This is a genomic window from Streptomyces sp. CA-106110 (genome assembly GCF_050936285.1).
Lineage (GTDB): Bacteria > Actinomycetota > Actinomycetes > Streptomycetales > Streptomycetaceae > Streptomyces.
In genome coordinates this window covers 11,546,187-11,558,747 of record NZ_JBNJNB010000001.1, presented here as the reverse complement: position 1 = coordinate 11,558,747, position 12,561 = coordinate 11,546,187, and the positions used below count along the sequence as shown (strand labels likewise).

General features: G+C 67.2%; 11 protein-coding genes. 4 read left to right on the top strand and 7 right to left on the bottom strand.

Going from position 1 to position 12,561, the window contains the following annotated elements; all coding sequences use genetic code 11:
- The first annotated feature begins 172 nt into the window (after positions 1–172).
- The gene (locus ACQEXA_RS53435; protein ID WP_433133704.1) at positions 173–436 is read left to right on the top strand and encodes a hypothetical protein; all 264 of its coding nucleotides are present in this window, start codon (positions 173–175) and stop codon (positions 434–436) included.
- Between the two features lie 15 nt (positions 437–451).
- On the opposite strand, the gene ACQEXA_RS53430 is transcribed toward ACQEXA_RS53435, so the two are convergent.
- On the bottom strand, positions 452–1,654 hold the full coding sequence (locus ACQEXA_RS53430; RefSeq protein ID WP_433133702.1) for an MFS transporter: 1,203 nt from the start codon (positions 1,652–1,654) through the stop codon (positions 452–454).
- On the bottom strand, positions 1,651–1,974 hold the full coding sequence (locus ACQEXA_RS53425) for a hypothetical protein (protein ID WP_432921746.1): 324 nt from the start codon (positions 1,972–1,974) through the stop codon (positions 1,651–1,653). Before ACQEXA_RS53425 ends, ACQEXA_RS53430 begins: the two co-directional genes overlap by 4 nt.
- A 521-nt stretch (positions 1,975–2,495) precedes the next feature.
- On the opposite strand from ACQEXA_RS53425, the gene ACQEXA_RS53420 reads away from it, so the two are divergent.
- Entirely contained in the window at positions 2,496–3,017 is a 522-nt protein-coding gene (locus ACQEXA_RS53420; RefSeq protein WP_432921748.1) for a hypothetical protein, read from the top strand.
- A gap of 381 nt (positions 3,018–3,398) precedes the next feature.
- Here ACQEXA_RS53420 and ACQEXA_RS53415 read toward each other — a convergent pair whose 3' ends face one another.
- The 4 genes from ACQEXA_RS53415 to ACQEXA_RS53400 form a co-directional block, all read right to left on the bottom strand.
- Complete coding sequence (locus ACQEXA_RS53415; protein ID WP_432921750.1) at positions 3,399–3,980, bottom strand: hypothetical protein; 582 nt, start codon at positions 3,978–3,980, stop codon at positions 3,399–3,401.
- A 127-nt stretch (positions 3,981–4,107) separates the two neighbouring features.
- On the bottom strand, positions 4,108–4,284 hold the full coding sequence (locus tag ACQEXA_RS53410; RefSeq protein ID WP_432921752.1) for a hypothetical protein: 177 nt from the start codon (positions 4,282–4,284) through the stop codon (positions 4,108–4,110).
- A gap of 260 nt (positions 4,285–4,544) precedes the next feature.
- Positions 4,545–4,916: a hypothetical protein gene (locus ACQEXA_RS53405; RefSeq protein ID WP_433133700.1), complete on the bottom strand. Its 372-nt coding sequence runs from the start codon at positions 4,914–4,916 to the stop codon at positions 4,545–4,547.
- Between the two features lie 761 nt (positions 4,917–5,677).
- Positions 5,678–8,116, bottom strand: coding sequence for a SpoIIE family protein phosphatase (locus ACQEXA_RS53400; RefSeq protein WP_432921758.1), 2,439 nt, complete (start codon positions 8,114–8,116; stop codon positions 5,678–5,680).
- 685 nt (positions 8,117–8,801) lie between these two features.
- On the opposite strand from ACQEXA_RS53400, the gene ACQEXA_RS53395 reads away from it, so the two are divergent.
- Positions 8,802–9,374 carry an IS110 family transposase gene (locus ACQEXA_RS53395; protein WP_433133698.1) on the top strand — a complete coding sequence of 191 codons (573 nt, stop codon included), beginning with the start codon at positions 8,802–8,804 and terminating at the stop codon, positions 9,372–9,374.
- Positions 9,375–9,484: 110 nt separating this feature from the next.
- Here ACQEXA_RS53395 and ACQEXA_RS53390 read toward each other — a convergent pair whose 3' ends face one another.
- The gene (locus tag ACQEXA_RS53390) at positions 9,485–10,912 is read right to left on the bottom strand and encodes an IS1182 family transposase (RefSeq protein ID WP_432939902.1); all 1,428 of its coding nucleotides are present in this window, start codon (positions 10,910–10,912) and stop codon (positions 9,485–9,487) included.
- Between the two features lie 252 nt (positions 10,913–11,164).
- On the opposite strand from ACQEXA_RS53390, the gene ACQEXA_RS53385 reads away from it, so the two are divergent.
- Positions 11,165–12,523 carry an IS4 family transposase gene (locus tag ACQEXA_RS53385; protein WP_433133696.1) on the top strand — a complete coding sequence of 453 codons (1,359 nt, stop codon included), beginning with the start codon at positions 11,165–11,167 and terminating at the stop codon, positions 12,521–12,523.
- The last annotated feature ends 38 nt before the right edge of the window (positions 12,524–12,561 follow it).

The following is a 12,561-nucleotide window of genomic DNA, read 5'->3' as shown; positions in this document are numbered from 1 at the left end:
CCTACTAGTGCTCTGACCGCATAGGCACCTCAGGCGGTTAGCGCGTCAAGTCGGCTGCTGGAGGCGGTCGAACAGGTGGATCCCTTGCTCAGGGGAAGAGTGGGATGATCTCGCTGTGGAGACTCCTGATTCTTCGTTTCGTCGGCGCCTTCTGATCGAGGCGCTGACAGTCGTGGCGGCGCCTGCGCTGGACCAGACGACGTGGCTGGAGAAACACGGTGTCGTGGCGGACGAGATTGCCCTCGACTTTGACCACGCATTCCGCATGGCCAAGCGCCTTGCGGAGGAGGGGTTCCTCGATCGTGATGCGCTGCCCGATCTGCGGATGCACACGCGCGGCAGCTGGGACCACGTCACAAACAAGGCGTACAACTTCCGAGGACCCCCGCTACCGCGATCCCGGTGCGGCGGGACGCGGGTCACCTGGGGAGCCTGACGCTCGTCGGCGCGGTCATCGGGTGGCCTGCCGGGAGCGGCCCAGAACAGGCAAGGCGACCGCCAGGGCGAGTGCAGCGGAGCCCGACACCAGAAGCGGGACGTGCCCGTCGGCGCCCCAGGCGAGTCCGGCCCACAGGCCGGCGAGGAGGACAGCGGCGCCGGTGGCGCCCTGGTAGAGGCCCTGGGCTGTGCCCTGTTGGCGGTCGGGGACGAGGGTGGAGATCCAGGCTTTGCCGACACCGTCGGTGCAGGAGGCGAATCCCCCGTACAGGGGCAGGACCACGAAGACCAGCCACGGCGTGTGAATGATGCCAAGGCCGAGGTAGCCGACGGCGAAGAAGAGCAGACCGGCCGCGAACACGAGCGGGCGCGACAACCGGTCCGACATGGCTCCAGCGGGGTAGGACAGGGCGGCGTAGGCGAGGTTGTAGACCACGTACGCTCCGAAGACCCCGGCCGTGGACAGGCCCAGATCGTGGGCGCGGAGCAGGAGCAGCGCGTCGGGGAAGTTGACCAGGTTGAAGACGAGCAGCACGGCGAGGACACGCCAGTACGGCCGGGTCAGGGACCGCCACGGAGTCCGGGCTGTCGCCGTCGACGCGCTGCCCGTCCGGCCCGGGTCACGGACAGCTGCGACCAGGGCGACCGAGGCCACGGCCGGGATCACCGCGACCCAGAACAACGGCCGCAGATGGTGGTCGAGTGCCTCGTACAGCGCCAGGCCGGCCAGCGGGCCCACCACGGCACCCGCGGTGTCGGCAGCCCGGTGCAGTCCGAACACCTTGCCGCGCTGCCCGTGGGGAACGCCGTCGACGAGGAGCGCATCACGGGGTGCGCCCCGCATGCCCTTGCCGAGCCGGTCGACCACCCGCGCCACCAGCGCCACAGGCCACACAGTGGCGAGCGCGATGAGCAGCTTGCCGACCGCGGCCAGCCCGTATCCGGCGCAGATAAGGGGACGGCGGGCGAAACGGTCGGACAGTCTCCCGGCGGCGACCTTGGTGACCGACGCAGCCCCTTCGGCCAAGCCCTCGATGGCACCGACCACGGCAGGCGGGGCGCCGAGCACGGTGGTGAGGAAGATCGGCAGGATCGGGTAGAGGAGTTCGCTGGCGGCGTCCTGGAGGAAGGAGACCCCACACAGCACTGTGACGTTGCGGGTCAGCCACGCGGGCCGTCGCGCTGATGAGGATGTCGCCAGGGCGGGCCGATTCACGGGTGCAGTATCTCCAGAAACCGGCCGAGCGCCGAGGTGGCGTCGGCCAGGGCGAGGGCCGACACCGTGACCAGCGACGCGGCAAGCATGGCGGCGCCGGGGCGGCTTTCCAGACGGGTGCCCTGCAAGGCGCGGACCCGGGCAGTGACCTGGTGACCCAGGTACGCCAATGCGGTGGCGCGGCCACGTCGGGTGCCAGCGAGGGCGGCGCGGGCCAGAGAGCGGGCCGCAAGCGATCGGCTGGCCACCGCGTGAGCGGCCTCCTCGTCCGCCCAGCGTTCCAGGGCGAAGCCGAGTTCGTCATGCAGCCGCCGCAGCAACGGGTTGAGCGCACAGGCCAGCTTGCCCAGCGCCTGTTGTGACGCTCCGCAGACGTCTGCGGTTGTTCGCCGCTGTGCGTCGGCGTTGTCACGCAGTTAGACACTCACCGCCCAACCCGACCAGGCGCTTAGAAAATGCGGGCACACCGCAGCAGGCTGGACCAGCGGGTCCGCAGGGCTTCCGTGACAGGCCGCCGGGTGTTGTAGTCGTCCGCGCTCGTTGCCGTCAGCGTTGCCGTCACTGCCGTCCGGCCCTCGATACGTGACCACCGCTTTACAAGTTCGATCCCTGGCGCGCGTGCGCTGCTCGGACTCGTGCTCTGAGGCCGTTGCGAGTCCGGCTCCGAGCGCCGGGCTCCGTCGTCGTCCGGCGCCATCACCATCCTCACAGTCAGCTGGTGATGTCACCTGATCTGACCTCGCCCTGCTCAGCGGGCCGAGAGCGGCACTGCGTGGGACGACTCGGCCGAGTGGCGGGTCCCCAGACTTCAGCGAGTGACCTTTCCGGTCATCCTGGAAGAGTGACCCGCCGCGCCACCGATGATGACCGCCCGTCCCGGCAACCGCCCGAAACGGCCCGTACTGATTACACCGGCGCGGTGTACGGCTCTCTCCTGGCCGCGTCAGTGGTGACTGGAGCCAGTGCGCAAAGCCAATTTCCGCGTCTCCATCTCGTGCTGCTTTTGCTCTGCACCGGATTGGTGTTCTGGGCCGCGCACGCCTACGCCCACCTCGTCGGCGACCGCCCGCGGCACGAGCCTGTGACGTGGCGAGAGATCCGGCATGTCTGCGCGAGGGAATGGCCGATCGCGCAGGCGGCGATTCTGCCAGCCGTCGCTGTCGCGATCAGCCCGCTGCTGAGCCTGAGTCTCAGGGGCGGTGCGTGGCTGGCGCTCGGCGTCGCTGTGGGCCAGCAAGTCCTGTGGGCCAGTGCAGCGGTCCTACGGGCCGGCGCCTCTCGACCGACCGTGGTGTCCGCCGGCGCTGTCAATCTCGTGCTCGGTCTGATCATCGTGGCCGCCAAAGCGGCACTTCAACACTGATCACGAACGTCGGCAACCAGGTCGCGAACCCACCACTTTAGGAGTGAGGTTGGGTGATCAACGCCCTACCTGTGGCTATCGAGCCTCGGCGTGATTCGGCTGCCTTCCCTCGGAGGCGCTCCGATTCCCCGTGAGTCCCCGCGGGTTCTGGCACGAGAGTGGCACGGCTACATGTGGTCTTGCAGTAGCTGGTGCAACCTTTCAGACTCGCCTTCATGAGTGGGGGTCCGTGACCAAGTCGAGCGGTTCGTGCGAGCGACGCGGAGCTGGTTGCCGGACAGAAAAGCCAGTCTGGCGTACTCTCGTACCACCGAGCGAAACACCGTCGAGTCCTTCACGCGGCCGTGCATAGGACTCCTGCCTGTGTCGTCCGTCAGGGAATTATCCCTCATCCAACCAGGGATCCAGTCCAAGCGCCCGCAGTCGCGCCTGTTCCCGTCGATGAAGGAAGCGCGGGCGGGTAATGCCAGCTATGAAGCCCTCATTGAAAGGGCGCGGCTTGTTTTCACCGAAGGCTTTAAGTAGCACCTCGGCCATTCCGTTGTCGAACTCGACGAAGCCCTCCGGCCCTTCTGAGTTGAACTCCCACACCACGACAGGCCATCGATCCGGGTCATCCCCACGCGCAGACCAGAAATAACTGTTCTGATTTTCGTCCAATCCCCAAGAGATTAGACTCCCGCGATTAGGCCACGCGGGATATGGTGCGGACGCCTCTTCCAGCCAGTCTTCCATAGGCGTGAACCAGGCATCGAAGGGGCCATCACCGGGCGCACCATCATTTGGGCGTGAGATTTCCAGGACGTCACTGATCGCACCTGTCCCATAGACAGCCATGAAATCCGTGAAATCCGAGGGGAAGTCCGTACCCCATACCTGCCGTACCTGGTCCCAGTCGATCTGGTCCCCCGCACCCTCGTGTGGCGGCATCCGACTCACCAGCGAACGTACGCTCTCGTGCACGCCTACCTCCGTGTATTCGCTGCCAGCATGATCAGTCCCTCTCTGCTGGCCCTCACAAACCGCACGCTACGGCAGCTCCGCGTGCTGGTACGGCGTCGTTCGTGGCCGTTGTCACGCAGTTAGGCACTCACCTGGCCCCGCCCCCGTCGTTGTGGCTCTGGCGGTCGATGGCTGCAGCCAGTGCGAGGATGGCGTGGACTTGGGCAGCGGCGATGGCGAGTGCTTCAGAGCGCTGGAAGGTCTTTGAGTGGAGTTCGTCCAGTATCTCCTGGGCTTTGTTCGCGTGAGTTTCGTAGTCCGCCATGGTCCCCCTCGTGGTAGTGATCCGCACTGTAGTGAACAACGCTACGGCTGCCACCTGATCGGGACGCGAGGGCACGGCGGCTTGGACCTGGGGCCTCATCCTTATCAGGTCAATCATCGGGGACCGTCGACGTCGACCAACCGGTCCTACGCCTCGGCCGATCGTCCGCTGAGGTCCGGCGCCGATCGCTGCTGTTCGCGCTTGTTGGTGTCAGCCGCTGATGTCAGCCGTCGCACGCAGTCTAGACAGCGGAGTCGCCTCTACTCCTCGGCGCAAAGGACCACGTCGGCAGCACGCGCGTACCCCTTCGGATCATCAACTGCCACCCGCACCCGCCACCGTTGCGGTCCCCCGATGTACTTGACGAATCGACTCTCTCCCAACACGTCACCGATCACGAAGCGCCGGTCTGCCAAGTAGAGCGACCCATCGAAGACCGTGGTAAATGATGGATCGGCGGCGACACCCTGACCGTAGTCCCGAAACAGCCGCACCTTGATCAGAACCGCCTGCGCTTGTACACGGACAATGACGTGAGTGTCGGAGGATGCAGCGGGAGCGCCCCCCAACTCCAGGTCATCGCGAATCCAGTCCGGGGACCCCAAAGCCATGATCGGGTTGTTGACGTACAAGTCGACTCCGGCTATCTGCACGGGTTCGCCCTCCTGTCAGCTTTGGGGTTGCCAACGTACTCGCGTACACCCGGCATCCAACCTGTACCCGCACTACCTATCCCCAGCTCCCATCCCGTTCGCCGTCGACCCACACGCATGTGGAGCGGGCGTGGTTCATGGCGTCCAGGTGGAGCGCGCCACTGTACGAACGACCTGGGCGCCAGAAGGCTGTAAATCTGCCGGCTCAGCCTTCCCAGGTTCGAATCCTGGCGCCGCCACACTCGGGAGTACTGGCCCCTGACCAGCAAGTTTGGTCAAAGGCCGGTCTCTTTTCTGACCCCTGCGATTATCCGCCGCTCCCCGTGGTTCCCCGCCTCTTCGGGCACGCAGCGGGCACGGTTGATCGTGGCGCCCTAGACCTGCCGCGTCCCGCGTCCGGTCACACTTGTCGGGCGCAGCATGACCTTGATCACGCCGGAGCTGCGCCGGTCTCACGCGCTCCGTGTTTCCCGGTGTCGCCAGGTAGTCCGGCCCACCACCGGGACTGCGGGCCAGGCGGGTGACGCACTCGCTTTCGAGTTCTGTTCGTCCTAGTCAGGACACCGTTCGGCTTTGTTCGCGGTCGTTCACCGCCGCACTCCAGGCGGCAGGCACGTACGCCCGTGAACGGCTCCGGCCACCGATGAATGAGACCAATACTGAGACCACGTCCCGTCCGCCCTGTCATTGCTGTGTTTGACCTGCATGCCGGATGCTCGCGGCGGAGCGGGATGGCTCGGTTACTCCTTGCGCGGGGGTGGTGTGCCGGAGGCCCGTGTGTGTGAGGGTGCGGAGTCCAGGTCTTGTTCGGCCCAGATGACTTTGCCGCCCGATGCTGGGCGGGTGCCCCATCTGCGGGACAGCTGGGTGACCAGGGAAAGGCCGCGGCCGTTTTCGTCGATGGCGCGTGCGTGACTCAGACGCGGGGAGTTGGCGTCGGTGTCGAATACTTCGCAGGTCAGGGCTTGGTGGTGGATCAGACGCAGTCCGATCGGGCCGGTGCTGTGGTGGACGGCGTTGGTGACCAGTTCACTGACGATCCGTTGTGTGGGGTCCTGGGGACCTTCCAGGCCCCATTCGGTGAGCTGGCGGGCTGCCATGTGCCGGGCGCTGCGGGCAGCGGTTTGGTCGTTCGGCAGCGTCCAGGAGGCGACCTGGGCGGGGCTGAGGGAGCGGGTTCGCACCAGAAGGAGGGTGATGTCGTCGGATGGTGCCTGACGCGGGCGGGCCTCGGTCGCTCGGGTGCACAGGTCTTCCAGGGAACGACTCGGTTGGGCCAGGGCGGTGGCCAGGCGGCGCATTCCCACGTCGATGTCGTGGTCGCGGGTTTCGATGAGGCCGTCGGTGTAGAGGGCGAGGAGAGTGTCCTCGGGCAGTGCCAGCTCCACGGCCTCGAACGGGACGCCCAGCCCGAGGCCGAGGGGGCTTCCGGTGGGCAGGTCGGGGAAGGTGACCTGGCCCTGCGGGTCGACGATCGCGGGCGGAGGGTGCCCGGCCCGTGCCATGGTGCACTTCCGGGTGACCGGGTCGTAGACGGCGTACAGACAGGTGGCGCCCACCACCGTGGGGGTCTGGTCCGCGGCGTTGGCGTCTTCCTCGGCGAGTCGCTGGAACGTGTCGTCGAGACGGGCCAGCAGTTCGTCGGGGGGCAGCTCCAGGTCGGCGAGCGTGCGTACGGCGGTGCGGAGCCTGCCCATGGTCGCGGCGGCGTTGATGCCGTGTCCGACGACATCACCGACGACGAGGCCCACCCGGGCGCCGGACAGCGGGATCACATCGAACCAGTCGCCTCCGACGCCGGCTTCCGTGTCGGCCGGCAGGTAACGCCAGGCCGCCTCGACCGCCGCGCCGCCCATCAAACGGTGGGGCAGCAGGTTGCGTTGGAGCGCGAGGGCCGCGGTGTGTTCGCGCGTGTACTGGCGGGCGTTGTCCAAGGTCAGTGCGGCCCGGGTGACGATCTCCTCGGCGAGCAGCAGGTCATCCTCGTGAAAGGGAACGGGGTCCTCGGTGCGGACGAACAGCGCGACACCCAGGACGGCGCGCCGCGCAATGATGGGCACGATCATCAGGGAGTGGATCCCGTTCTCACGGATCTTTTGCGCCCGTGCCGGGTCGTGGTCGATCCATGTCCCAGGGGAGGTGTCCAGTACCGGTTCCAGGTGGGACCTTCCCGTGTGCAGGACGCCGGCGTGCGGCGATGTTGGGGGGACGGAAACCGTCTCCCCTGGCGCAAAGGTTGATTCTGGGATTCCTGGGTGGATCGAGGCCTGACCGGCACGGAGGAATACGGGAGGGCGACCGCTCATGTCGATGGGGGTCGAGGGCTCTTCGCCGAAGGGGATGGACTCCGCCAGGTCGACGTAGGCGAAGTCGGCCAGCAGGGGCACGGCAAGGTCGGCCAGTTCCTGCCCGGTCCGCATGACGTCCAGGGTGCTGCCGATACGCGTGCTGGCCTGGCTGAGGATGGCAAAGCGCTCGCGCGTCCGCTGATTGCCGGTGACATCCACGCTGATGACGCACACCCCCAGTGTCGTGCCGTCCGCGTCCTGGAGGCAGAAGTACGAGGCCGAGAATGCATGCTCCCGGCGCGGATCTTCCGTCGGCCACACACGGTACTCGTGGACCGCGGTGGTGCCGTTCCGCAGCGCCTGCTGCATCACCGCTTCCAGGGCTTCGGACTCGGAGCCGGGCAGGGACTCGGTGAGTCGACGGCCGAGCCGTCGGTCGCGGGAGATGCCGTCGTGGCTCTCTGTCGTGTCGTTCACCCAGACGCAACGTAGCTGCGGGTCACGAACGACGATGCCGATCGGCGCGTGGGTGAGGAGCGACTCCCGCACCGATCCGTTAATCGCTCCCCGGGAGAGCCTGCCGATGTCCGTGACGGACACAAGCCACCGGAATGCTCCGTCCCGCCCCCGCAACATCGACATCCGATGGTTGAAGTCGAGCATGCGGCCGTCGCGGTGGCGCACCGTCATCATGCCCGACCAGTCATTCTGGGCACCGCACTGCTCGATGAACGCCGATATCGTCGGCGTTTCCTCGAAAGGCTGCAGCACGAGTGCGGCAGAGTGGCCCACCACGTCCCCGGCGGAGTACCCGAGAAGCCGCTCGGCGGCCTGCGTCCATGCGACCACCGTCCCACGCTCGTCGAGCATGGCGACCGCTGACTCGGACATCTCGCGCGTATTCAAGCGGCTACCAAGGGTCACCCTGTCCGTGTTGGTCATAGAGCTGTCTTCCTCACCTAGGTGGCTGTCGTTCTCGCGTAGGTCGGCTGCGGCTGCGGCGACCAGGACCACGGCGGGGTGGACGGCTGGAGCAGCATGCGTCCCGGCAGGACGTGGACGACCTCGGCCGGGTCCCGCCGAGATCAATCCGACCAAATTTGCACCTTTTGGGTATTGGACCGGATAGAACTCCGATCTGTGACAGGCTGCAGCTTGCTCGCAGATGAAATGGCCAGGCGTGCGCGAAGCACTGCGAGCCCGCGTCACCGTCAAGGCTGTGGCCTAAGCGCCTCGAGCCCACCACTTTCCCCAGCTCCCATCCCGTCTGCCGTCGACCCACACACCGTGGAGCGGGCGTGGTTCAGGGCGTCAAGGTGGAGCGCGCCACTGTACGAACGACTGTGAGGATTGATCACGGCACCGCTCGGCGGCCTGACCCACCGAACGATTGACGCTTTGGGCTGTCCTTTCGAGGAATCGTCGGCCGGCTGGGCGGTGCCGCTATGCACGCGGCCGGTCGAGCGCCTGTGACCTCATAGGAGCCCGGCCAAAGGTCCCATCACAGTCTTGTCCTGACGCCCGACCGGCCCGTGCGATCCCTCGCGCATCGCACGGAAGGACAGCAGTAGTCAGCATGGCAGATCAGATCGCGGTGGTCGGCGGCGTGGACACCCACACCGACTTCCACCAGGCAGCGGTGATTGACACCATTGGTCGGCACCTGGCCACCGCTTCGTTCCCCACCACCCCCGACGGCTACCGCCGCCTGCTGGAATGGGTGCGCGTGCACGGTGACGTGCTCGCCGTCGGGGTTGAAGGCACCGGCGCCTACGGTTGCGAACTCGCCCGGTTCCTTCGGGCGAACGAGGTGTCCGTGGTCGACGTCGACCGCCCTGACCGCAAGGCCCGGCGGGTCAACGGCAAGTCCGACCCCGTCGATGCCTACGCCGCCGCGACCCCTGTCCTGTCCGGCCGCGCCCACGGCCGGCCCAAGACCCGCGATGGCATCGTGGAGGCCATCCGGTCCCTGCGGGTGATCCGCCGCTCGGCCATCAAGTCCCGCACCCAGACGATCAATCAGATCCGCACGCTCATCGTCTCCGCCCCCGCCGAGGTCCGGGAACGCCTGCGCAGCCTGCCCAACTACCAGTTGATTGCGCAGCTAGGAGCGTGTCTCGGTAACCGGCTACTGGCCCGGTGGTCGTGATCGGCGGGATCGGTTGTGATCGTCCGTTGGTGGTCTGAGGTGCTCGGGTGGGTCGTGTGCCGCTGAGTTTCATGGCCCGGTGGGCGTGGCGGGCCGGTGAGCCCGGCTGGTCAGCCGGTCACGGTAGCGAGTCCTGCCGTTCCGGCGTGTCGGAAGATCTTGCGGAGGTTGTGGCAGGCGGCCAGCAGTCGCCACTCGCCGCGGGCTCCGTCTTCGCCGCGCAGGTGGAGTTGGCGGCCGTTCTGGCAGGTCATGATCTGACCGAAGACGGGTTCGACGATGACTTTTCGGCGGGCGTAGGCGGCTTTACCGAGCTTGGTCCGCAGCTTTCGGGCCATGCGTTCTTTGAGCGTGGCGTCCTTGGGGATGCGTCCGCGGGGTGCGGGTGGGACCTGTTCGTCGTGGGCGAGTCGGCCGGTGGCCATGAAGGTGTCGGTGCCGCAGGCCAGTTGGCGGTCTTTCGCCGCCTCAAGGTTGGTCTCGGAGCAGTATCCGGCGTCGACCAGCGCTTGCTTGGGATGCGTGCCAGTGTTCGCTGCGCACTGGTCGAGCATCGTGGTGTAGTTCAGCGCGTCCGAGGGGTTGCAGGTGACGTCGGCGGCGGTGATGACCTGATGTTTATCGTCCACGACGGCCTGGGCGTTGTAGGCCTGGATGTAGGCGCCGTCGCTGTTCTTCATGATCCGCGAGTCGGGGTCGGTGAAGTTGGCCTGGGCCTTGGACTTGGGCCGGGCTGTGGCGGCAGCCTTCTGTCCCGCGTCGGTGACGGCCTGCTCGTCGCTACTGCCGGCGCGCTCCTGGCGGCGGCGTTCTTTGTCTTCCGCGTGGCGGCGAGCCTTCTCAGCCGCTTCGGCCTCGATCTGCGCGCGGGCGGCCTGCAACTTGGCCAGGCGCTTCTCGCGCCGGTCCAGCTCAGCGGGCAGGTCCACATCCTTGCCGTCGGGCCCGAAGACCTCATCCTCGGCTTCGTCGGTGGCCTCCGCGTCAGCGAGCAGGTCCCCAGCCCGAGCCTCCAAAGCGGCGATCTCGGCCTCGAGCCGCTCTTCCTTGTCGACCAGGCGGCCGTAGCTCATCGCCTTGTGCTGGGATGCGCTGGCCTCCAGCTTGGTGCCATCCAGCGCGACGCGGCCCATCTTGACCATTCCCAGCTTCTGGGCGAGGTGCAGGGACTGGGTGAACAGACCCGCGAGCGCGTCCAGGTGGCGGCGGCGGAACCGGGCGATCGAGCGGAAGTCCGGGGCCTGATCAGCGGCCAGGAACCGGAACGCAACGTCATCGACGCAACGGCGCTCGATCGCCCGCGAGGAGCGGACCCCGGTGGTGTAGCCGTAGATCAGCAGCCGCACCATCAGCCGCGGGTCGTAGGGCGGGTAGCCCCGCTTCTCGGTGTAGTCCGCCAGCACCGGTCCAAGATCGAGGACCTCGTCGACCAGCTCGGCGACGAACCGGGCCAGGTGGTCCTCGGGCAGCCACTCGTCCAGCGACGGCGGCAGCAGCAGGACCTGGTGCGGGTCGAACGCCCGAAACGTCTTGTCCACCGCTGCCGGGCGGGCCTGCGGCCGCTTGTTCTCCACCGGCTCGACCTCGAACAGCCCATCCCCACCACGCATACCAAAATCATCCCGTACGAATGATCACGGACCGCGCGCGGGTCGCCGGTTACAGAGACACGTTCCTAGCCCCAATCCCGTGTAGATAGCGCGTGGGGCCTGTGTGCCAAGTGGCCTGAAACGGGACGGAGCTCCTGCTAGAACCGTGTCGACCAAGATCACTGTTCGGCGGGAGCTCCGTTGGGTACCCAGTCTGTCATTTCTCGTGAAGTTGTTGTTGCCGCCGGGGCGTTCGCGCCCGGCCATCTGGGCGAGTTGACCCGGATCATCTCGTTCGAGATGGTCGACGAGGCGTTGACGCAGACGGGCAGGGTGCAGGAGCGGGTGCGGGACCTGCCGTCCCGGGTGGTGGTGTATCTGCTGCTGGCAGGGTGTCTGTTCCCCGGGCTGGGCTGGCGGCAGGTGTGGCAGCGGTTGACGGCGGGACTGGAAGGGCTGACGGTCGCGGACCCGACCGGTGGTGCGCTGGCACAGGCCCGCAGGCGGGTGGGGGCCGAGCCGCTGCGATGGCTGTTCGACCTGCTGCGTGGACCGGCCGCCGGCATCGCCACCACCGGCGTGTGGTGGCGCGGGCTGCTGGTCTGCGCGATCGACGGCACCACCATGGCGGTGCCCGACAGCCCGGCGAATCTGACCGAATACACCAAACACCGCTGCAACAACGGTGGTGCGGGATATCCAGCGTTGCGACTCCTGGTGCTGGTGTCCTGCGGCACCCGCACGGTCATCGACGCGGTGTTCGGACCAACCACTGACGGCGAGACGACGTACGCGCCGCGCCTGCTCCGCAGCCTGCGCAAGGGCATGATCGTGCTGCTGGACCGGAACTTCGCCGCCCAAGCGCTGGTGACCGCCATGGCCAGAACCGGCGCGCACGTGCTGACCCGTGTGAAGAACGGCCGTCGGCTGCCCGTCCTGGGCCGCTGCGGTGACGGCTCCTACCTTTCGGCAATCGGCGCCGTCCCCGTGCGGGTCATCGACTGCGAGATCACCATCACCACGGCCACGGGACGCAGCACCGGCCTCTACCGCCTCGTCACCACACTGACCGACCACAGGACCCACCCCGCCGCCGAACTGATCACCCTGTACCACCAGCGCTGGGAGATCGAGACCGCGTATCTGGAGATCAAGTCCACCACCCTGGGCGGCCGTGTCCTGCGCGCCCGCACCCCGGACGGTGTCTCCCAAGAGCTCTACGCCCTGCTGGTCACCTACCAGGCCCTGCGCCTGGCCATGGCCGACGCCACCGCCGCCCGGCCCGGCATCGACCCCGACCGGGCCAGCTTCACCACCGCCCTGAACACCGCCCGCGACCTGGTCATCCAGGCCGCGGGCGTCATCGCCGACACGGTCGTCGACCTCGTCGGGGCCATCGGCCGCCACGTCCTGGCCGACCTCATGCCCGACCGACGCATCCGCACCCGGCCCCGCGTCGTCAAACGCGCGATCTCCAAGTACAACGCCAAAGGCACCATCGACCGGACCAGCTACAAGGCCACCATCAGCATCGACATCCTGACCGCACCAGGACCTTGACACCCAGCCCAGCCGCCTATCTACACGGCATTGCAGCT

Bases quoted from the DNA above. Each gene is read 5' to 3' on its own strand.
- ACQEXA_RS53395 (WP_433133698.1), top strand. From the start codon at position 8,802: ATGGCAGATCAGATCGCGGTGGTCGGCGGCGTGGACACCCACACCGAC.
- ACQEXA_RS53400 (WP_432921758.1), bottom strand. From the start codon at position 8,116: ATGTCCGAGTCAGCGGTCGCCATGCTCGACGAGCGTGGGACGGTGGTC.
- ACQEXA_RS53410 (WP_432921752.1), bottom strand. From the start codon at position 4,284: ATGGCGGACTACGAAACTCACGCGAACAAAGCCCAGGAGATACTGGAC.